Origin of the sequence: Pseudomonas zeae (assembly GCF_014268485.2) — a bacterium.
In the GTDB taxonomy this organism is placed as follows: domain Bacteria; phylum Pseudomonadota; class Gammaproteobacteria; order Pseudomonadales; family Pseudomonadaceae; genus Aquipseudomonas; species Aquipseudomonas neuropathica.
The window spans coordinates 4,544,263-4,563,181 of record NZ_CP077090.1 but is presented as its reverse complement, the minus strand read 5'-3'; the positions used below and the strand labels follow the sequence as shown (position 1 = coordinate 4,563,181).

At 60.0% G+C, this 18,919-nt stretch carries 16 protein-coding genes; 6 read left to right on the top strand and 10 right to left on the bottom strand.

Annotation, left to right across the window (positions count from 1 at the left end; all coding sequences use genetic code 11):
- Window positions 1–166: 166 nt before the first annotated feature.
- Together selD and mnmH are read left to right on the top strand one after the other, a co-directional pair.
- Window positions 167–1,201, top strand: a complete 1,035-nt coding sequence (gene selD / locus HU754_RS20045) for a selenide, water dikinase SelD (protein ID WP_007918229.1) — start codon at window positions 167–169, stop codon at window positions 1,199–1,201.
- The gene (gene mnmH / locus HU754_RS20040) at window positions 1,201–2,304 is read left to right on the top strand and encodes a tRNA 2-selenouridine(34) synthase MnmH (RefSeq protein WP_186624117.1); all 1,104 of its coding nucleotides are present in this window, start codon (window positions 1,201–1,203) and stop codon (window positions 2,302–2,304) included. The genes selD and mnmH overlap by 1 nt, the downstream gene beginning before the upstream one ends.
- A gap of 119 nt (window positions 2,305–2,423) precedes the next feature.
- Here mnmH and HU754_RS20035 read toward each other — a convergent pair whose 3' ends face one another.
- Entirely contained in the window at window positions 2,424–3,098 is a 675-nt protein-coding gene (locus HU754_RS20035; RefSeq protein WP_186624118.1) for a histidine phosphatase family protein, read from the bottom strand.
- Window positions 3,099–3,501: 403 nt separating this feature from the next.
- Between HU754_RS20035 and HU754_RS20030 the strand changes: the two genes are divergently transcribed.
- The 3 genes from HU754_RS20030 to hemB all read left to right on the top strand — a co-directional run bounded on the left by HU754_RS20030 (window position 3,502) and on the right by hemB (window position 6,916).
- A complete protein-coding gene (locus tag HU754_RS20030) occupies window positions 3,502–4,908 on the top strand; it encodes a hypothetical protein (protein WP_189661508.1) in 1,407 nt (468 codons plus the stop codon).
- Window positions 4,909–4,992: 84 nt separating this feature from the next.
- A complete protein-coding gene (locus HU754_RS20025; protein WP_186624119.1) occupies window positions 4,993–5,691 on the top strand; it encodes a glutathione binding-like protein in 699 nt (232 codons plus the stop codon).
- A 250-nt stretch (window positions 5,692–5,941) separates the two neighbouring features.
- On the top strand, window positions 5,942–6,916 hold the full coding sequence (gene hemB / locus HU754_RS20020) for a porphobilinogen synthase (RefSeq protein ID WP_034154617.1): 975 nt from the start codon (window positions 5,942–5,944) through the stop codon (window positions 6,914–6,916).
- Window positions 6,917–7,041: 125 nt separating this feature from the next.
- Here the strand turns inward: hemB and HU754_RS20015 are convergent, their stop codons facing one another.
- Together HU754_RS20015 and HU754_RS20010 are read right to left on the bottom strand one after the other, a co-directional pair.
- On the bottom strand, window positions 7,042–8,577 hold the full coding sequence (locus HU754_RS20015; protein WP_186624120.1) for an FAD-dependent oxidoreductase: 1,536 nt from the start codon (window positions 8,575–8,577) through the stop codon (window positions 7,042–7,044).
- A gap of 382 nt (window positions 8,578–8,959) precedes the next feature.
- Window positions 8,960–11,164, bottom strand: a complete 2,205-nt coding sequence (locus HU754_RS20010) for a TonB-dependent receptor (protein WP_186624121.1) — start codon at window positions 11,162–11,164, stop codon at window positions 8,960–8,962.
- A gap of 221 nt (window positions 11,165–11,385) precedes the next feature.
- Between HU754_RS20010 and HU754_RS20005 the strand changes: the two genes are divergently transcribed.
- Window positions 11,386–12,477 (top strand): DUF1615 domain-containing protein, encoded by a 1,092-nt coding sequence (locus tag HU754_RS20005; protein WP_186624122.1) that lies wholly within the window; start codon window positions 11,386–11,388, stop codon window positions 12,475–12,477.
- A gap of 70 nt (window positions 12,478–12,547) precedes the next feature.
- On the opposite strand, the gene HU754_RS20000 is transcribed toward HU754_RS20005, so the two are convergent.
- The 7 genes from HU754_RS20000 to HU754_RS19970 form a co-directional block, all read right to left on the bottom strand.
- Entirely contained in the window at window positions 12,548–12,988 is a 441-nt protein-coding gene (locus HU754_RS20000) for a phage infection protein (RefSeq protein WP_186624123.1), read from the bottom strand.
- Between the two features lie 132 nt (window positions 12,989–13,120).
- The gene (locus HU754_RS19995; protein ID WP_099756725.1) at window positions 13,121–13,813 is read right to left on the bottom strand and encodes an anti-sigma factor; all 693 of its coding nucleotides are present in this window, start codon (window positions 13,811–13,813) and stop codon (window positions 13,121–13,123) included.
- Window positions 13,810–14,343 carry a sigma-70 family RNA polymerase sigma factor gene (locus HU754_RS19990; RefSeq protein WP_186624124.1) on the bottom strand — a complete coding sequence of 178 codons (534 nt, stop codon included), beginning with the start codon at window positions 14,341–14,343 and terminating at the stop codon, window positions 13,810–13,812. The genes HU754_RS19995 and HU754_RS19990 overlap by 4 nt, the downstream gene beginning before the upstream one ends.
- A 162-nt stretch (window positions 14,344–14,505) precedes the next feature.
- On the bottom strand, window positions 14,506–15,027 hold the full coding sequence (locus HU754_RS19985) for a DUF3455 domain-containing protein (RefSeq protein ID WP_093433916.1): 522 nt from the start codon (window positions 15,025–15,027) through the stop codon (window positions 14,506–14,508).
- Between the two features lie 169 nt (window positions 15,028–15,196).
- Window positions 15,197–16,831, bottom strand: a complete 1,635-nt coding sequence (locus tag HU754_RS19980) for an ABC transporter ATP-binding protein (RefSeq protein WP_186624125.1) — start codon at window positions 16,829–16,831, stop codon at window positions 15,197–15,199.
- A 1-nt stretch (window position 16,832) separates the two neighbouring features.
- On the bottom strand, window positions 16,833–17,855 hold the full coding sequence (locus HU754_RS19975) for an ABC transporter permease (protein ID WP_186624126.1): 1,023 nt from the start codon (window positions 17,853–17,855) through the stop codon (window positions 16,833–16,835).
- Entirely contained in the window at window positions 17,855–18,919 is a 1,065-nt protein-coding gene (locus tag HU754_RS19970; protein WP_116256012.1) for a microcin C ABC transporter permease YejB, read from the bottom strand. The genes HU754_RS19975 and HU754_RS19970 overlap by 1 nt, the downstream gene beginning before the upstream one ends.

Here is an 18,919-nt window from a genome sequence, read left to right as displayed (position 1 = left end):
CGTTCCCACGCTCTGCGTGGGAATGCCTCTAGGGACGCTCCGCGTTCCGGCTCCGGAAGGGACGCGGAGCGTCCCGGGCTGCATTCCCACGCGGAGCGTGGGAACGATCGGATAGACCCGGCGTGCTCTGCTAGAATCGGCCCCATCAACAGCCTGAGACTCCCCCATGAGCGAGCCGATTCGTCTGACCCAATACAGCCACGGCGCCGGTTGCGGCTGCAAGATTTCCCCACAGGTGCTGGAAGTGATTCTGGCCGGTAGCGGCGCACAGAACCTGGATCCGAAACTGTGGGTCGGCAACGCCTCGCGCGATGATGCGGCGGTTTACGAAATTGATGCCGAGCGCGGTGTGGTCTCGACCACCGACTTTTTCATGCCGATTGTCGACGATCCGTTCGACTTCGGCCGGATTGCCGCGACCAACGCGATCAGTGACATCTACGCGATGGGCGGCGATCCGCTGATGGCCATCGCGATTCTCGGCTGGCCGGTCAATGTGCTGGCCCCGGAAGTGGCACGCGAAGTGATTCGCGGTGGCCGTGCCGTGTGCGACGCGGCGGGCATTCCACTGGCAGGCGGGCATTCGATCGACGCGCCAGAGCCGATCTTCGGCCTCGCTGTCACCGGTCTGGTCGAGAAGCGCCACATGAAGCGCAACGACACCGCCACCGCCGGTTGCCTGTTGTACCTGACCAAACCGCTGGGCATCGGCATCCTCACCACCGCCGAAAAGAAGGGCAAGCTGCGCGCCGCCGACGTCGGCGTGGCCCGCGACTGGATGTGCACCCTGAACAAACCCGGCAGTCGCTTCGGCAAACTCGCCGGCGTTACAGCGATGACCGACGTTACCGGTTTCGGCCTGCTCGGGCATCTGGTGGAAATGGCCGATGGCAGCCAGCTCACCGCACGCATTGCCTACGACCGTGTGCCGCGTCTGGACAGCGTCGAGTATTACCTCGATCAGGGTTGTGTGCCCGGCGGCACGCTGCGCAATTTCGATAGCTATGCGAGCAAGGTGGGCCGTGTGCAGGAGTTGCACAAGCGCGTGCTCTGCGACCCGCAAACCAGCGGGGGCTTGCTGATCGCGGTGACGCCTGAAGGCAACGAAGAATTCCTCGCCGTCGCCGCCGAACTGGGTCTGAACCTTGCGCCAATCGGCGAACTGGTTGAGCGACAGACGAACGCAGTCGAGGTGATTTGATGCTCCGCGACTGCACTGACTACCGAGACATTTTCCTCAACGATCGGCCGCTGATGGATGCCCGTGCGCCGGTCGAGTTTCACAAGGGCGCGTTCCCCGGTGTGATCAACCTGCCGCTGATGAATGATGTCGAACGGCAGAAGATCGGCACCTGCTACAGGCAACACGGCCAGCAGGCCGCCATCGAGCTGGGCCATCAACTGGTGTCGGGCGCGGTGAAGGCCGAACGCATCCAGGCCTGGACCGATTTTGCCCGCGCCCATCCTGACGGTTATCTGTATTGCTTTCGTGGCGGCCTGCGCTCGCAGATCACCCAGCAATGGCTACGTGACGAGGCCGGCATCGACTATCCGCGCATCGGCGGTGGTTACAAAGCGATGCGCAACTTCCTCATCGACACCCTTGAACAGGCCATCGCGCAATGTGATTTCGTCCTGCTCGGTGGCATGACCGGCACTGGCAAGACCGAAGTGCTGGTGCAGTTGCGCAATGGTCTGGACCTGGAAGGGCACGCCAATCATCGTGGCTCAAGCTTCGGCAAACGCGCCACCGGACAGCCGTCGAACATCGATTTTGAAAACCGCCTGGCCATCGACATTCTCAAGAAACGCGACGCGGGGTTTGCGCAGTTCGTGCTGGAGGACGAGAGCCGGGTGGTTGGCAGTTGTGCCTTGCCGCTGCCGCTGTATCAGGGCATGCAGCAGTACCCGATGGTCTGGCTGGAAGACAGCTTTGACGATCGCGTGGAGCGGATTCTGCGTGATTACGTGGTGGATCTGTCTGCGGAATTTACGGCTGTGCACGGTGAAGAGGGCTTCACGTTGTTCTCTGAACGCTTGCTGGAAAGCCTCAACAATGTGCAAAAACGCCTCGGTGGCGAGCGTCATCGGCGAATGCTGCTGTTGATGGAAGAGGCGTTGATCGAGCAGGGGCGAAGCGGGGCGGTGGACTTGCATCGCGGCTGGATCGAAGGCTTGCTGCGTGAGTATTACGACCCGATGTATGTGTTTCAGCGCGAGAAGAAGGGCGGGCGGATCGAGTTTGCCGGGGAGCGTGGGGCGGTGCTTGAGTATCTGCGAGAGCGGGTCAGCCAGAAAGGTTGAGGTTGTCGCGGCTGGCCTCTTCGCGAGCAAGCTCGCTCCCACAGGGGATTTGTATTTCACGCAAATCCAATGTGGGAGCGAGCTTGCTCGCGAAGGGGCCGGGCCAGGCCACACAACACTCAGGTCGGGCAGGTTTCCTTGCCATGATCCAGCCCCTGCTTGTAGCTGTGGCTCTGCAGACTGGCCTTGCCGTTGTGCCAGGTCAGCGTCAGCACGTACAGCGTGTCAAAATCGTTGCCCGCCCAGTCATCGGTGATGTTCTGTTTCTCGCCGACCGCGTTGCCCGCCACCTTGTTGATCAGCTCCGGCAGATAGCCGTGGGACCAGGCGGTGTAGATCGTCGAGTTGTGATACTTGTCTTCCAGCAGTTCGCGGGCCAGATCGCTGGTGTCGTTGGCCGAGAACTCGATGTTCACCGGCAGGCCGAGCTTGATCGCGGCCGGGCTGATGGTCATCAGCGGGCGAATGTAGCTGTAGGAATTATCCAGCTCACCTTCCTCGACATTGCGCGTCGGGTTGGCGGCAAACACGTAATCGGCCTTGCCGAATTTCTCCGGCAGCAGCGTCGACAGGTCGATGGCGCGGTTCAGGCCCTGACAGTTGAGCTGGCCGAGGCCACCTTCGGGTTTCTCCGCATGGCGCAGGAACACCAGCGTCTGGGTACCGTCCACCGGTTGCGCGCGGCTTTCGCTGGACTCCAGCGACAGGAACAGCGCACTGACGGCCAGCAGGGAAGGCAAGGCCACATATGCGCGGTGTTTGAAACGTTTGGCGAATCGCATAAGGATCGTCATGAAATAAAAGGTTCTTCAGCAAATTCGGTTAAGGCTGACAAACCTTTACACCGCGGGCTCCCAGCGCCGGGTGTTTTCCCTGTCGTGAACGGCTTCCTCTGCAACAAAGCCATAGCTCAGAGTCCCTTGGGGCCGATTTGGTTCGATCCGTACGAGTGCGCGGCACTTTAGCGGCAAACTTCAACGGCTTGGGCACAGGTTAGCGACAGGATGTTACGGTTCGACGCAGCAGACGTTTTTTTGCGCCGGCTCCACGAGAATGCACAAAACTCCCTTTTATGTGCGATATCCATGTACCGCACCCGATGCTGCTCAGTCGATTGCAATGGCGCCTGTGTGATAGACGACTATCGCGACGTCTGCCTGGTTTTTCATTGGGCAGCACTCTTAAAAAAGGATTTTTATGGGCATTGTTCGCAAAACCGCCACCCACTCGCTGTCCAGCCCTGGACTGGCAGACGCAAACCCGTCTCGTAAAAGAAGCAACGGGGTGCTCGCCGACGACGGGCCGGTGAAGAATTCGCGGCTTGATGAGCCGCAAACGCAGGTGGCGGCTGCCAATCAACCTGAAATGTCGACTACACCTTTCACGGTCTCAGCATTGCCGTCTGCCGGGGTTTTACCTATTCGTCCTGTGGTTGGATCACTTGAACACTATCGCTTGAAATCACCGGCCAGCTTGCCTGCGGCCGATGCCCAGGGCTTGAGGATCTTCAACGGGCGCCAATACGTCGATATTGCTCACGACGAGATCGTTCAGGTTCGGCAAACAGCAGCAACCGGCGAGTATCGGGCGACATTGGCATCGGAATTGGCAGCTTCCGGGCCGGCGCTGATCTTTGATCCGCAAAACAGGCTGTGGAAGCTCGCCGCTGCTCAGCCTTCCTCTGACTTAGCTAACGTGATTGATATCGATATTGATGAGCTGATTCGCGGCATCAGAAATGAATCGACCGCAAAAAAACGGATTCATGATGGCAGCGAAGACATGATCGAGCGTGACACGTTGATCGGTGCCACCCTGGTTGCGCGTGGGTTGAAGCAGTTCAAGCCAAAACAGGCAGCACTCATTCGTTCGGAGTTGCGGGCGATCGAAACGGTTTTCTCTGATGCCAATTACGCCATAAGTCAAAATCTGCAAGAAGCCGATGCGGTTTACACAAGCTTCTTTGGCGCTGATCATCGAGTCGTTGCGGGGCAATTCGCTGAGTCAGTCTCGCGAGGCCTGGCGCTGTCCAGGGAGTATCAGGGCGTGTGGGGGGAGGAAAAATTTATCGGCGTTGATGTCGATAATGACGCCGCCGCATGGATGTACAAAAGAGATTTTCATGGCCGGTTCTTCATCAACCGGAAGTACATGCGACGTGGAATTTTGAGTATGTCGCTGGGCCATGAAATGTTGCACACCAACAGAGTCGACCGGTTCCAGGCCATCGGGCCCAATGCCGCGGATTTCTTCTATCTGAACAACCATCTGCAAGGTCTGTTGAGCCCGGATTTGCCAAGCATTTATGACGTGCCGGAGCGCGTTGTTTCCGAAGCGATCATGCGTGGTGGATTGACGGTCGATTACTTGAAGGCCTTCGGGGACGATCACGATAGCTTTTTGTTCGGCGTCAGTGATTACCTGGGCGTCGACGACGATCTGGATCTTCATACGGCGGTTGACCTGTTCAATGCCAATTCGCAAATGCGCGCGCACATGGCCGCGAACAATGCTGACAGCGTTGTTTACGCGGCGAAAAGCCTGCAGACGTTGCAGCGCAACAAAATTGAATATGCGTGGCTTGACAGCCTTATCGAGGATTGATGTGGGCGAGCACTGGCCAAAAGATCACAGGCTGCGGCGGCTCTGAATTATGATCTGGCTTTAATTTGTGACTGGATGCTTCCCATGACCGATCTGTCCGCGTTCCCGATCACCCAGAAATGGCCGGCGCAGTACCCTGACTGGATTCAGCTCTATTCCTTGCCGACGCCCAATGGTGTCAAAGCCTCGATCATGCTCGAAGAGATCGGCCTGCCGTACGAGCCGCACAAGGTCGCTTTCGACAGTAATGATCAATTGTCTGCCGAGTTCCTCTCGCTGAACCCGAACAACAAGATCCCAGCGATCCTGGATCCGCATGGCCCCGAAGATCAGCCACTGGCGCTGTTCGAATCCGGTGCGATCCTGATTTATCTGGCCGACAAAAGCGGCCAGTTGCTCGCGCAGGAAGGTGCGCAGCGCTACGAAACCATCCAGTGGCTGATGTTCCAGATGGGCGGCATCGGTCCGATGTTCGGCCAGCTCGGTTTCTTCAACAAATTCGCTGGCAAGGATTACGAGGACAAGCGCCCGCGTGATCGTTACGTCGATGAAAGCAAACGTCTGCTCAAGGTGCTCGACGGCCGGCTCGAGGGCCGTGACTGGATCATGGGCGAGCGCTATACCATCGCGGATATTGCTACGTTTCCGTGGGTGCGTAACTTGATCGGCTTCTATGAGGCCGGTGATTTGGTCGGGATCAGCAACTTCCCGAATGTCACCCGTGTACTGGAGCGATTCCTCGCCCGCCCAGCGGTCATTCGCGGCCTGACCATTCCTTCCTGACACCACACATAACCCCTGTGGGAGCGAGCCTGCTCGCGAATTCGGTGTATCAGAAACAATTGGGTTGACTGATACGACGCCTTCGCGAGCAGGCTCGCTCCCACAAGGGAATTGGTGTTGCGGCGCATAGATTATTACACCCCCGGTAATGCACTCTTGATTGATCCAGGTTTGTACCGCGCGCCCCGCAAGGCATAAGCTTCGCCCCCTACGACTTTCGTCTCATCTGCCGTTTTCAGGAAAGGCCCCCATGTCCAGTCAGTTCCCCGAAGCACGTCCCCGCCGTCTGCGCCGCAATGCGAGCCTGCGCAGCCTGTTCCAGGAAACCGAGTTCAGCCTGAACGATCTGGTGCTGCCGATTTTCGTCGAGGAAGAAATCGATGACTTCGTGCCGATCAAGAGCATGCCCGGGGTGATGCGCATTCCCGAGCGCAAACTGGCCAGCGAAATCGAGCGTTATGCCCGTGCTGGCGTCAAGTCGGTGATGACCTTCGGCGTGTCGCATCATCTGGACAGCAACGGCAGCGACACCTGGCGCGAAGACGGTCTGGTCTCGCGCATGTCGCGCATCGCCAAGGACGCTGTGCCGGAGATGATCGTGATGTCCGACACTTGCTTCTGCGAATACACCGATCACGGCCACTGCGGCGTGATGCACAACCATGAGGTCGACAACGACCAGACCCTGATCAACCTCGGCAAACAAGCTGTGGCGGCCGCCCGCGCTGGTGCCGACGTGATCGCGCCGTCGGCGGCGATGGATGGTCAGGTGCGGGCGATTCGTCAGGCACTCGACGCGGCCGGGTTCACCCAGATTCCGATCATGGCTTACTCGACCAAGTTCGCCTCGGCACTCTACGGCCCGTTCCGCGAGGCCGGTGGCAGTGCGCTGAAAGGCGACCGCAAAAGCTATCAGATGAACCCGATGAACCGCCGCGAAGCCCTGCGCGAATCGCTGCTCGACGAGCAGGAAGGCGCCGATGCGCTGATGGTCAAACCGGCCGGCGCTTACCTCGACATCATCCGCGACATTCGTGAAGCCTCGAACCTGCCGCTGGCGGCGTATCAGGTCAGTGGCGAGTACGCGATGATCAAGTTTGGCGCGCAGGCCGGGGCAATTGATGAGGATCGCGTGGTGCGAGAGAGTCTGGGCGCGATCAAGCGTGCGGGTGCTGATTTGATCTTTACTTACTTTGCGATGGATCTGGCATTGGCCGGGATCTAAGTAACAACGCAAATCCAAACTGTAGGAGTGAGCCTGCTCGCGATAGCGTCGTGCCAACCGACATCAATGTTGACTGATACGACGCTATCGCGAGCAGGCTCACTCCTACAGGGTTTTGTGGTGTGTCAGGGGCAGTTGAAGTAGGGCCGGATGCCGTGATCGCGGAAGTAGCGTTCAATCACTTTCGGGTCCGCGCTGCTTTCGGCAATCGCCACATAAGTATCCGGGCGCAGCAGATAAAAACCGTTGCGCCCTAATCCTGCCGCTTCAAACGCCGGGCGCCAGTCGAACACATGCAGCGGTAAATGGTGTTCATTGCACCAGGCGATCATTTCGTCGCTGGTGTCGCCGTACACATGGACCTGCCAGCACGGTTGCCTTAGCGGTTCGTAATTATCCCCCTCACCATCATGCGCCCACGGCAAGCGATCGCCGCCATGCACATGGCCGGCCGCGCCCTGGCTCAGCGGCATGCCGCGATAGTTGAGGGTGACTTGTGACACGGTGCGAAAAAGGAACTCGCGACTGGCCTCGAACGAAGCCATTTTCGGGATCAGAAACGGTGCCACACGCATGCGCAGCAAGTCAGCCATGCGCCCCTCGGCAGTGACGAAGCTGAAGACTTTATCGGTGGTCGACACCAATCGGCGGGCGAAGGCAATGCGTTCGGTTTCGTAGCTGTCGAGCAGGTTTGGTTCGGCGGCACCGCTGAGCACGGCGGCGAGTTTCCACGCCAGATTGATCGCGTCGCCAATGCCGGTGTTCATGCCCTGACCGCCCGCCGGGCTATGCACATGCGCGGCATCGCCGAGCAGAAAGGCGCGGCCACTGCGAAAATGCTCGGCCACGCGGTGATGCACGCGGTAGGTCGAGAACCAGTGCACGTCTTCGATATGCACTTTCAGGTGTTCGATGGCACGGCTGCTGACGTCGGAGAATTCCAGGCTTTCGGCGCGATCCGCGCGCTCATCACGCACCGTGCCGATCAGCCGCGCGCGGCCTTTGCCGGCCAGGGGAAACACGGCGAGGAAGTCCGCCTCATCCAGATCCAGGTGCAACTCGCCGTTCATCGCCGGGCCGCTGGCCTTGACGTCGGCGACGTAGAAAATCTGCTGATAGGTGCCGCCGGGAAAACCGGTGTCGAGGGTTTTGCGCACCACTGAGCGGGCGCCATCACATCCCGCCAGATAACAGGCCTGGCAGATTTCCTGCTCGCCATCGGGCAGGCGCAAGTGCGCGATGAGGCCGTCGCCGGTTTCCTCGAAGCTTTCCAGGGTGGTATCGCGTTCGACCGTGACGCCGTAGTCTTCAAGACGCTCGATCAGCAGCCGTTCGTGTTGATCCTGCGGGAAGATTTCGACGAATGCGTAGGGCGTCAGGCCTTCGCCGATGCGATTGAGCGGCAACTGCGCGACCGGTTTGCCGTTGACCCAGAAATTCGCCGCCGCCACCCGATGGCCGTTGCGCACCACGGTGTCGGCGAGGTCCAGTTGCCGGTACAACTCGAGGGTGCGCGCCTGCACCGCCAGCGCTCGCGACGTGGTACCGGGCGCGGAGGCCTTGTCGATGATCCGCACGCGCACGCCCAGTTTGCTCAGCCACAGGGCCAGCACCAGCCCGGTCGGGCCGGCGCCGATGATCAGAACGTCGCTGCGGTTCATGGGCCTGTCCTCCGTTTGCTGTGCAGCAAGTATGGATCAGAAGGAGAGGCTGGCCAGTTGATCGGCCAGACGGGGATGTTTTGATGGTGTTCGGCTGGGGTGCTGTTGTGTGACGTAAATACGGGCCCCTCACCCCAGCCCTCTCCCGAGGGAGAGGGAGCCGATTTGGGGTCCGTTCAAAACCTGAGTTCAATTCGATTGCACACGTCGGCTTAACTCGAAAGAACACCCCTGTCAGTCCCCTCTCCTTTAAAAGGCGAGGGGGGAAGGGAGCCGATTTGGGTGCCTTTCAAAACCTGAGTTCGACTTGGTGGCACACGTCGGCGTAGCTGAAAAGCCCCTCACCCTAGCCCTCTCCCTCTGGGAGAGGGGCTTTTCAGCTTTAAAAATCAATGGTGCCGGACAACTTCGCCACCCGCGGCTCACCCTGAGTCAGATACCCACCCTGAGCCGATTCCCAGTACTTCTTGTTCGCCAGATTCTCCACGCCCAGACGCACGGTCACGTCCTTCTCCGACATCTTGAACGCATAACGCGCCCCCGCATCGAAGCGGTTCCAGGTCGGCAGGCTCAGATTGTTCGCCGCATCCGCGTATTGACCGCCAGTGCGCAGCATCCGCGCATTCAGCGCTACACCTTGCAGACCCGGCACGTCCCAATCCGCACCAGCGTTGAACTGGAAGGTCGGCACACCGATCGCACGGTTGCCGTCGTTGGCGCCATTGAGGGTGTTCTTCAGTTCGGTGTCCATCAGGGTCAGGCCGCTGATCAGGCGCAGGCCCTGGATCGGTTCGCCGAACACGTTCATTTCCACGCCTTTGTTGATCTGCTCGCCTTCACGCACGTAGGTGCAGGTGGTGGCGCTGTCGATTTCGCAGTAACCATCGCTCGGCTGTTCGATGCGATAAACACCGAGGCTGGCGCCGTAAGTGCCCATGTCGACTTTCACCCCGACTTCGGTCTGCTTGGAACGCGCGGGTGCATAGACTTCGTTGCCGTTGGTCACACGGAAACCGCCAGAACTGGTCGGCGAGGTCGGGCCCTGCGCCAGGCCTTCGATGTGGTTGGCATAGAACGACACATGGTCCCACGGCTTGAACACCACGCCGTAGACGGGTGTGGTGATCGATTCGTCGTAGCTCGACTTGCGACCGCCGCTGCCCCAACTGGCGTAGTTGTAGCCTTGCACCACCAGTTGCTGACGACGCAGGCCGGCGGTGACCAGCAGGCGATCATCGAAGAAACCAAGGGTGTCAGAGAGTGCGATGCTGCGGTTGAAGGTCTTGCCGACGATGCCGGGATCATTCAAGTCGCCGCCGGCAAAGTTGCCCACCGGCGACGGCGTTTGCACCGGATGGTAGATGTTGTTGGCGTATTGGGTCAGGTCAAAATCATAGGCGCTGCGCTGCTCGGCCCAGATGCCGGTCAGGCCGAAGTTGAGCTTGTGGCTGACCGAACCGGTGTTGAATTTACCGTTGAGGCCGGCCATCACGCTGGTGTTGTCTTCGTCGTGCGGAATGAACGAGCCGGTGGTGAACGACGCGCCGTTGTTACCGACCAGGGTGGTCGAGTTGTAGCGCCCGACTTCGCGGGTGTGCTTGGCGCCGCCGGCCGCGTAGGCGGTCCAGTTGTCATTCAGGTCGTATTCGGCGCGGAGCATGCCGAAGGTGTCTTCGATGTCGGTGTAACCCCACTTCGGCGCGTAGTTGGTGTCGGCCGACGGCGCATCCGGAATGTGCGTTGCAGTGCCGAGGTTGACCGAGTTGCGGCCACCGTTGACGCGCTCTTTCTGGTAGGCGAAGTCACCGGAGAGGCGCAGGGCGTCGCCGCGATAATCGAGGCCGATGGCAAACAGTTTCGAGCGCTGGTTTTCGTGATCGATGCCGGTGTCGCCTTCGCGCTGGGACAGGTTGATCCGTGCACCGAAGCGGTTGTCTTCACCGAAGCGCTGGCCGATGTCGAAGTGATGACCGATGCGACCTTCGCTGTTGATGTCGGTGGTGTAACGACGCAGCGGCACGTCGCCAGCGCGTTTCGGTTGCAGGTTGACGCCACCGCCAATGCCGGAACCGGTCGGGGTCACGCCGTTGATAAAGGCGTTCGGGCCTTTGAACACTTCCACGCGCTCCAGGGCATCGGTGGAAATGATCTGCCGGGGCAGCACGCCGTAGAGGCCGTTATAGGAAATATCATCGCCGTTCAGTGGCAAGCCACGAATCATGAAGACCTGCGCCTGGTTGCCGTAACCGGACGCCTGACGCACCGACGAATCGTTGAGCAACACGTCGGCGACGTCTTCGGCCTGCTGATCCTGAATCAATTGTTCGGTGTAGGAGGCGGCGCTGAACGGCACGTCCATCATGTCCTGATTACCCAGCACGCCGAGCTGGCCGCCACGGGCGACCTGGCCACCCGAGTAAACCGGGGGCAGGGCGTTAGGCGTCGGGGCCTGGGCATTGACGTTGACGTCGTCCAGCACCAACGCTTTGGTATCGCCTTCGGCGGCGTGAGCGGTGACAGTCAGGGAGCACAGCAGGGCGAGAAGCGTCGGGCGAAACGGGACGGCGAGTCGAGCTGGAACGGGCATGTAGGGACCTGGAGGCGCACGGCCGGTGAGAAAAATAAGGGCGGCGCGGGAACTCCTTGCGCAAATGCGACTCCAGGTGCAAATGATATGTTTTCTCAGTAGCGACTTGCAATCAGTTTGTCATCACCCCTTCAATACCCGCATTCCTGTGTAGGAGCCTGCGGCAGCTCCTACACGGATTGTGTATGGTGGTTTGGGCTTAACGGACTGGATAAAGCTTCATGCACAACTTTCAATTACCGATCACCCTCGCCGCACTGCTGGTGCTCGCCGGTTGCGCGGGGCAGCGCAGCCAGGAACCGGTGCCCCGTGCGCCTGCTGAAGTGAAGGCCGAGATCGTGCGGCTGATGCCGGCCAAGACTGCCGATCGGCAAGGCTGGGCCACCGATATTTACGCTGCATTTGCCGCGCAGAACATCAGCCCGACCACGCAGAATCTTTGCTCGGTGCTGGCCGTTGCCGAACAGGAATCTACCTTTCAGGCCGACCCCACGGTGCCCGGCCTGGGCAAAATCGCCCGCGACGAAATCGACCGTCGCGCCGCCAAAGTGCACATCCCCAGCCTGTTGGTCAGCGGCGCGTTGCAAGTGCGCTCAACCAACGGCAAGACCTACAGCGAACGCTTGAATGCGGCACGCAGTGAAAAAGAACTCAGTGGCATTTTCGACGACTTCATCGGCCGGGTGCCGATGGGGCGCACGCTGTTCGGTGGCTTCAACCCGGTGCACACCGGCGGGCCGATGCAGGTCAGCATCGAATTTGCCGAGCAACACGCCAAGGATTATCCGTACCCGGTGGACGGCACGATCCGCCACGAGGTGTTCAGCCGCCGTGGTGGCATGTATTTCGGTATTGCCCACTTGCTCGGTTACCCGGTGAGTTATCGCGAGCCGCTTTATCGCTTCGCCGATTTCAACGCCGGGTGGTACGCCAGTCGTAATGCCGCATTTCAAAACGCGGTGAGCCGCGCCTCGGGCATCCCGCTGGCGCTGGATGGCGACCTGATCCGCTACGACTCGATCATGCCCGGCGGCACGGAACTGGCGGTGCGCACCCTCGGCAAGTCATTGGGCATGCGCAACCCGACGATTCGCGACCAATTGGAGAAGGGCAAAACCCTGGAATTCGAAGAGACCAAACTCTATCAGCGGGTGTTCGAACTGGCGGAGCAAGCGGAGGGGAGAAAGCTGCCGCGCGCGGTGTTGCCGGGGATCGTGCTGCAGAGCCCGAAGATCACCCGCAAACTCACCACAGCGTGGTTCGCCAAGCGCGTGGACGAGCGCTACAAGCGCTGCATGGCCAAGGCCGGATAAATCCGACAGACATAAAAAACCCGGCCAAGGGAGCCGGGTTTCTCTGGGTTGTTGCGCTTACAGCCAATCATCAGGCAACGCGACGTTCGATCAGACGATCCGAGCCACCTTCAGCAACGCGACGTTCGAGCAGACGATCCGAACCACCTTCAGCGACGCGGCGTTCGAGCAGACGATCCGAACCACCTTCAGCAACACGGCGTTCGATCAGACGATCCGAGCCACCTTCAGCAACGCGACGTTCAAGCAGACGATCAGCGCCACCTTCGGCAACGCGGCGTTCGAGCAGACGATCAGAACCACCTTCAGCAACGCGGCGTTCGAGCAGACGATCAGAACCACCTTCAGCAACGCGACGTTCAAGCAGACGATCCGAACCGCCTTCAGCCAAACGACTTTCGATCAGTTTGTCCGAGCCGCCTTCGGCGATCATGGTGTGGGCCGGGGTAGCGGCGAAAGCGTTGATAGCGAAGACCGAGAAAGCGATTCCGAGAAGAGTTTGGCGTTTCATGATGGTGTGCTCCGGGGTGTTGTTGGTTGGTATGGAGCAGATGTTACGCCCGGGATTTTTTATGAGAACTTCATTGCCGTGATGGTGAACATCGATGCCGATGATGGTAGCCAGGAGCCGCAGAGCAGAGCCTCACAGCACCTTCACAGCGCGCCCGATCGCCTGAATCGGCCCGGTCGGTTTGCCGATCGGCGAGCCATTGGCGCCCTCAAGTGTCAGCTCGAATAGCTGATTGGGTTGCAGCGGCGGCAACTTGTCCAACGGCACCGACAACGCCTGTCCAGGCTTGACCAGCCCCAGCGAAACCGGCCCCTGCCAGCCATCAGCCTTGGTCCAGAATTCCAGCGCCTTGTCCGCCGGCACCTCAACCACACCGAGCGGAATCAACTGAATTTCCCGCGAGTTGCTCGCCTGAATCACCCAGCCCGGGGCCTTGTCCTGCGGCGCAACCAGCACCACCAGATAGCTGGGTTTCGGCGTGGTCTGGGTCAGCAGGATCGAACCCAGAATCAACGTGGCGGCCAAACCGGCAGCACTCAACCCACGCCAGAGCGGCAGCAGGTTCCACCATGAAGTTGAAGGTGCTTGCCGCGCCAGTCGCCCGACACTGCGCTCGATGCGTTGCCACAACTGCGCCGAGGGTTGCTGCGGTTCGGCCAGATCCGTCAGCTCCAGCAGACGCCGTTCCCAGGCGTCTACCGCTGCGCGCAATTGCGGATCATTCGGCAAGCGCCGTTGCACCTCGCTGCGCTGTTCGAACGACAGCGTGCCGAGCACATATTCGCCGGCCAGTTCATCTCGTTCCTGCGCTGATTCGCTGGTCATCCCATGCACTCCCGCAAGGCATTGAGGCTGCGCTTGATCCATGCTTTGACGGTGCCCAGCGGCGTGTCGAGGCGCGCGGCAATCTGCGCGTGGCTGTAGCCGTCGACGTAAGCATGCAGGACGCAACTGCGCCGTTGTGGCTCCAGCTGTTCAAGGCAATGGTGGATACGCGCCGAATGCGCGTGGGCGTCGAAGCTGGCATCGTCCGCAGCGGTTTCGTGGGCCTCGCTGAGCGGCGTTTCCCGGCCGTGATCACGCAGCAGATTCAGCGCCAGATGCCGGGTCACGCTGAACATCCAGCCACGCGCCGAACCGCGCGCCGGATCAAACCCCGCCGCGCCGTTCCAGATCTTGATAAAGGCCTCATGAACGATGTCCTCCGCCAGCGCCGTATCGCGCACCAGGCGCTTGGCCACGCCGAGCAGACGCGGACCTTCCTGCACATACAAATCGCGCAGGGCCGCACGCTCGCCACGGGCACAGGCGGCGAGACGGGCTTCGTAATCGAAAACGAATTCGGCTAAAGGCATGTCGTGCAATCTAGCTCACATTCCGTAAACATCCAGAACCCATAATTCCCCTTGTAGGAGTGAGCCTGCTCGCGATAGCGGTGTGTCAGTGACGCATATGTTGGCTGACACTCCGCTATCGCGAGCAGGCTCACTCCTACAGGGGAGGCGGTAAGTCCGGGATCAGTTCGCCGCCCAGAAAATGTAATCGGCCTGATACTTCACCACTTCCTGCTTGCCCTTGTTCGCCGTTGTGCATTCACTGCCCGGTGCCACGCCGCCCTTGAGCGCGACACGCTGGATGTAACTCACGCCGCTCATTGCGCCTTTACCCTCGGCGGGGTTGGCCTTGACCAGTTGATAGGGCAGGTTGCCAGGAGTCGACGGCGCCACGGCCAGTTGCGTGCCGGTGACTTTCGAACCGTCCTTGGCCTGCCAGGTCGCTGGCGGGCCGAAGTAGGTGCCGACCTGCTTGCCGCTGCGATCATTGAGCACCGCTTTCGGACCGACAAATGTCCACTCGGTCTGCCCGGCCGCGTTGGGCTTGTCGCGGCACTCGTAGGTGATCTCGCCGACGCCGGTGGTTTCCATGGCGATCTTGTGGCCGTCCGGCACTTTGATCGCGTCGGGGTAACTGCTTTGGGCGAAGGTCGTCGAGGACAGGGCGAGCAAACCGGTGAGGCCAATCAGTTGAGTGATGTTCATCAGTGTTATCTCCAAAAAAGGGTAAACCGCTGACAGCCGAAGAGGGCTGTTACAGGGACTACCCGTGACGGAGGCGTTTGGATGCAGTGCCTGAAAAATAAATTTCAATGACTCACCACCATCCCTGTAGGAGTGAGCCTGCTCGCGATGGCGGTGGGTCAGGCAGCACTCATGTCACTGGAATACCGCTATCGCGAGCAGGCTCACTCCTACAGGGTTTTGTGTCGGGCTTGAGGCCGGAGGCTTTCAGCAGTTCCTGGGTGTAGGGGTGTTGCGGGGCGGCAAAGATTTCCCGCGACGAACCCTGCTCAACCACCTTGCCATCCTTGATCACCATCAAGTCATGCGCCAGCGCATGTACCACCGCCAGATCATGGCTGATGAACAAATAGGTCAGCCCATGCCTGATCTGCAATTGCCGCAACAACTCCACCACCTGTTTCTGCACCGTGCGATCCAGCGCCGATGTCGGCTCATCGAGCAGAATCAGCGCCGGTTCCAGCACCAGTGCGCGGGCGATGGAAATGCGCTGGCGCTGGCCACCGGAAAATTCGTGGGGATAACGATGGCGGCTCTGCGGATCGAGGCCGACTTCCTCCAGCACCCGGATCACCGCCGCTTCCCGCTCAGCCTCAGTGCCGATACCGTGAGTCAGCAAGCCTTCGGCAATAATCTGCTGCACTGACATCCGTGGGCTGAGGCTGCCGAACGGGTCCTGGAACACCACTTGAATCTGCCGCCGCAACGGCCGCATCAAACGTTGATTGAGCAAGCTCAGTTGCTTGTTACCAAAACGGATATTGCCCTCGGACTCGACCAACCGCAGGATCGCCTGACCCAGCGTCGATTTACCCGAACCTGACTCACCGACAATCCCCAAAGTCTTGCCCCGTTGCAGGGTGAAACTCACGCCGTCCACCGCTTTGATGTAATCCTGCTGGCGACTGAACAACGCCTTGGGCAATGGAAACCACACCTTCAAATCATCGACTTCGAGCAGGTTGTGGTCGTACTCACTGGGCACCGGCGCACCGCTCGGTTCGGCCTCGATCAGCAAGCGACTGTAAGGATGCTGCGGCGCGCGAAACAGCGTTTCGCAATCGGCCTGCTCAACGATCTCGCCTTTACGCATTACGCACACGCGCTGAGCGATACGCCGGACCAGATTGAGGTCATGGCTGATCAGCAACAGCGACATGCCCAACCGTTGCTGCAACTCGATCAGCAGTTCGAGAATCTTCTGCTGCACCGTGACATCCAGCGCCGTGGTCGGCTCATCGGCGATCAACAGTTCCGGCTCGTTGGCCAGCGCCATGGCGATCATCACCCGTTGCCGTTGTCCGCCGGAAAGCTGATGTGGATAGGCTTTCAAACGCTGCAACGGCTGGCGAATGCCGACCAGTTCCAGCAGCTCCAGAGTCCGTTCGCGGGCAGCGCGGCCCTTGAGGCCTTTGTGAATTTCCAGTACTTCGCTGACTTGCTTTTCCACGGTGTGCAGCGGATTCAGCGAGGTCATCGGCTCCTGAAAAATCATCGCAATGCGGTTGCCGCGCAGGCCGCGCATCTGCTGCTCGCTGGCGTGCAGCAAATCCACGCCGTTGTAGCGGATCGCGCCGCTGCTGCTGACGTTCTTGCCCGGCAACAGACGCAGAATCGAATGCGCCGTCACCGACTTGCCCGAGCCGGATTCACCGACCAGCGCCAGGCACTCGCCGCGGCGAATATCGAGGTTCAAACCGTGCACCACTTCCTGCCCGGCGAAGGCCACGCGCAGATCGCGGATCTCGATCAAATTGTCGTTCATCTCAGCTCCGGGGATCGAATGCATCACGGCAAGCCTCACCAATAAAAACCAACAAGGACAGAATCAGTGCCAACGCAAAAAACGCCGTTAGCCCCAGCCATGGCGCTTGCAGATTGCGCTTGGCCTGACCGATCAATTCGCCCAGCGACGCAGTGCCGGCCGGCATGCCAAAGCCGAGAAAATCCAGCGCAGTCAGGGTGGCGATGGCGCCGGTGAGAATGAACGGCAGGTAGGTGAGGGTGGAGGTCATCGCGTTGGGCAGGATGTGCCGGCACATCAGTTCGTTGTCGGTCAGGCCCAGCGCTCGCGCGGCTTTGACGTATTCCAGATTGCGTCCGCGCAAGAACTCGGCACGTACCACATCGACCAATGCCAGCCAGGAAAACAGCGCCATGATCCCCAGCAACCACCAGAAACTCGGCGAGACAAACCCGGACAAAATGATCAGCAGGTACAGCACCGGCAACCCCGACCAGATCTCCAGCAGCCGTTGTCCGAGCAAGTCGACCCAGCCACCGTAATAACCCTGCAACGCCCCGGCAACGATGCCGATCAACGCACTGATGCCAGTGAGGATCAGCGCAAACAGAATCGAAATCCGCGTGCCGAAAATCACCCGCGCCAACACATCGCGCGCCTGATCATCGGTGCCCAGCCAATTGCTCGATGACGGCGGACTCGGTGCCGGTTCGCTGAGGTCGTAATTGACCGTGTCGTAACTGAACGGGATCGGCGGAAACAGCATCCAGCCGCCCTGATCCTCAATCAGCTTGTGTACGTAACTGCTGGCGTAATCCGGTTGAAACGGCAGCTCGCCGCCGAAATCGGTTTCCAGGTAATCGCTGAGGATCGGGAAGTAGAAAGCGTCGTGATAACGGATCACCAGCGGCTTGTCGTTGGCGATCAACTCACCGCCCAGGCAAATCACGCACAGTCCGATAAACAGCCACAGCGACCAGCGTCCACGTCGATTGGCCTTGAACTGCGCAACGCGGCGCTGGCCGAGAGGGGAAAGAGTGAACATCAGGCAGTCCTCGCCGAGAAGTCGATGCGCGGGTCGAGCAGGGTGTAGCAGAGGTCGCCGATCAGCTTGATCAGCAAACCGAAGAGGGTGAACAGAAACAGCGCGCCGAATACCACCGGATAGTCGCGCGACACTGCCGCCTCATAACTCATGCGCCCGAGGCCGTCGAGGTTGAAGATGGTTTCGATCAGCAAGGAACCGGCGAAAAACACCTCGATCAGTGCCGACGGCACACCGGCCACCACCAACAACATGGCGTTGCGAAACACATGGCCATAGAGCACGCGACGCTCAGTCAGACCCTTGGCCCGCGCGGTGATCACGTACTGACGGCTGATCTCGTTGAGGAAGCTGTTTTTGGTGAGGATCGTCAGCGTGGCGAAGCCGCCGATCACCAGCGCCGTCACCGGCAACACCAGGTGCCAGAGGTAGTCGCCGACCTTGCCCAATGTGCTCAGGCTGTCGAAGTTGTCCGAGACCAGCCCTTGCACCGGAAACCAGTTGACGTAGCTGCCACCGGCAAACACCACGATCAACAGAATCGCGAAGAGGAACGCTGGCATCGCGTAGCCGATGATGATCGCCGTGCTGCTCCAGACATCAAACGCGCTGCCGTTCCTGATCGCTTTGCGAATGCCCAGCGGGATCGAAATCAGGTAGGTGATCAGCGTCGCCCATAAACCCAGCGACAGCGACACCGGCAACTTCTGCACGATCAGATCAGTGACCTTGGCGCCGCGAAAAAAGCTGCTGCCCAGATCCAGCTGCGCATAGTTTTTCAGCATCAGCCACAAACGTTCGTGCATCGGTTTGTCGAAGCCGTAATGGTGTTTGATCTCCTCGATCAGCGCCGGATCGAGGCCACGGCTGCTGCGCCCGGCGCCGCCAATTGCAGTAACCTCGCCACCACCGCCCATGCTGTGCCCGCCGAAGCCTTGCAAGCGGGCAATCGCCTGCTCCACCGGCCCACCCGGCGCGGCCTGCACAATCAGAAAATTCACCACCAGAATGCACAGCAGCGTCGGGATGATCAGCAGCAAACGTCGACTCAGATAACGCAACAT

Excerpts from the sequence above, each read along its gene's own strand:
- selD (WP_007918229.1), top strand. The coding sequence starts at position 167 with ATGAGCGAGCCGATTCGTCTGACCCAATACAGCCACGGCGCCGGTTGC.
- mnmH (WP_186624117.1), top strand. The coding sequence starts at position 1,201 with ATGCTCCGCGACTGCACTGACTACCGAGACATTTTCCTCAACGATCGG.
- HU754_RS20035 (WP_186624118.1), bottom strand. The coding sequence starts at position 3,098 with ATGACGATCCTTATGCGATTCGCCAAACGTTTCAAACACCGCGCATAT.
- HU754_RS20030 (WP_189661508.1), top strand. The coding sequence starts at position 3,502 with ATGGGCATTGTTCGCAAAACCGCCACCCACTCGCTGTCCAGCCCTGGA.
- HU754_RS20025 (WP_186624119.1), top strand. The coding sequence starts at position 4,993 with ATGACCGATCTGTCCGCGTTCCCGATCACCCAGAAATGGCCGGCGCAG.
- hemB (WP_034154617.1), top strand. The coding sequence starts at position 5,942 with ATGTCCAGTCAGTTCCCCGAAGCACGTCCCCGCCGTCTGCGCCGCAAT.
- HU754_RS20015 (WP_186624120.1), bottom strand. The coding sequence starts at position 8,577 with ATGAACCGCAGCGACGTTCTGATCATCGGCGCCGGCCCGACCGGGCTG.
- HU754_RS20010 (WP_186624121.1), bottom strand. The coding sequence starts at position 11,164 with ATGCCCGTTCCAGCTCGACTCGCCGTCCCGTTTCGCCCGACGCTTCTC.
- HU754_RS20005 (WP_186624122.1), top strand. The coding sequence starts at position 11,386 with ATGCACAACTTTCAATTACCGATCACCCTCGCCGCACTGCTGGTGCTC.
- HU754_RS20000 (WP_186624123.1), bottom strand. The coding sequence starts at position 12,988 with ATGAAACGCCAAACTCTTCTCGGAATCGCTTTCTCGGTCTTCGCTATC.
- HU754_RS19995 (WP_099756725.1), bottom strand. The coding sequence starts at position 13,813 with ATGACCAGCGAATCAGCGCAGGAACGAGATGAACTGGCCGGCGAATAT.
- HU754_RS19990 (WP_186624124.1), bottom strand. The coding sequence starts at position 14,343 with ATGCCTTTAGCCGAATTCGTTTTCGATTACGAAGCCCGTCTCGCCGCC.
- HU754_RS19985 (WP_093433916.1), bottom strand. The coding sequence starts at position 15,027 with ATGAACATCACTCAACTGATTGGCCTCACCGGTTTGCTCGCCCTGTCC.
- HU754_RS19980 (WP_186624125.1), bottom strand. The coding sequence starts at position 16,831 with ATGAACGACAATTTGATCGAGATCCGCGATCTGCGCGTGGCCTTCGCC.
- HU754_RS19975 (WP_186624126.1), bottom strand. The coding sequence starts at position 17,855 with ATGTTCACTCTTTCCCCTCTCGGCCAGCGCCGCGTTGCGCAGTTCAAG.
- HU754_RS19970 (WP_116256012.1), bottom strand. The coding sequence starts at position 18,919 with ATGTTGCGTTATCTGAGTCGACGTTTGCTGCTGATCATCCCGACGCTG.